The 1,007-nt window shown below is 59.2% G+C and carries 1 protein-coding gene; it reads left to right on the top strand.

Annotation, left to right across the window (positions count from 1 at the left end):
* On the top strand, positions 1–1,007 hold a 1,007-nt coding region (locus T370_RS0122075), incomplete at both ends, for a phage tail tape measure C-terminal domain-containing protein (protein ID WP_029437038.1).

The raw sequence follows: 1,007 nt of genomic DNA, 5'->3' as shown, positions 1-1,007 counted from the left end.
TTGCGCGAAGCCGAGAAGGATCACACGTCCGCGTATAACCAGATGGAGAACAACGCGGCGTCGTACAAGTCGGAAGTTGAGCAGACCGAGGCATCCATCCGTTCGCTTCAAGCCCAGCTTGCCACCAAGCCGGGCGACGTCTTTTCGCGTGAACGGTCGAAAATTCTTGCCGACTATGAGGCGGCCTACGCCAAGATCAATGAAGAGGCGGACAAGTACGCCCGCAAAAAAGGCATCACAAAGACGCAGGCCGAGGAACTCAAGAACCAGAAGCTCACGGAAGCCGCGCTCCAGCGCGATCTTTCGCTGCGTCAGGCGCAGGAAAAAGAGGAAAAACGCCTCGTTGACCTCGCTAAAGACAAATACGACTTTTACAAGGAACTTGAGGAACTGACGGGTCAGTACGGGCTTTCTCTCAAGTACCAGTCTGAGGCCATCGCCGCACAGGTCAAGGAACTTGAGCGGCTTGAGATTCCACAGGAGTACATCAATCAGTGGCGTGAGCTGAAAGAGCTTCAAGCCTCCCACGATTGGGCGGACGGCGCACAACGGGCGTTCCTCCAGTACCGGGCCGACGCGACCGACGCGGCGAAGGGGGCTGAGGAAGCCTTTTCCTCGTTCTATTCCGGCATGGACTCGGGCTGGAAGTCTGCATGGGAACAGATGCTCGAGACGGGCAAGGTGTCCCTGTCGTCGTTCCGTTCCGTGTTCGCATCCTTCCTTGCCGACCTTATGCACATGGCGATCACCCGGCCCATCACCGTGCAGATTGCGGGCGTGGTGTCCGGTATGCTCGGCACGGGTGGCGTGGCGTATGCGGCGGGCGGCAATGGTGGCTCCGGTGGAATAGGGCTCGGCAATTTGCCGTTCTCCAGCCTTTTGCCCGATTCATTCACTTCCGGTTTGTCCGGCATCATGGGGGCGACTCTTCCGGGTACTGTTTCCGCGCTGACGACGCCGGGAGCATACACGGCGGGGGAAATCCTGCTCATGCAGGGCGGCGGCAC

This window comes from Bilophila wadsworthia ATCC 49260, assembly GCF_000701705.1.
Classification (GTDB): Bacteria; Desulfobacterota; Desulfovibrionia; order Desulfovibrionales; family Desulfovibrionaceae; genus Bilophila; species Bilophila wadsworthia.
Note: the sequence above shows the minus strand (reverse complement) of the source record. Positions and strands in the feature narration are given on the sequence as shown.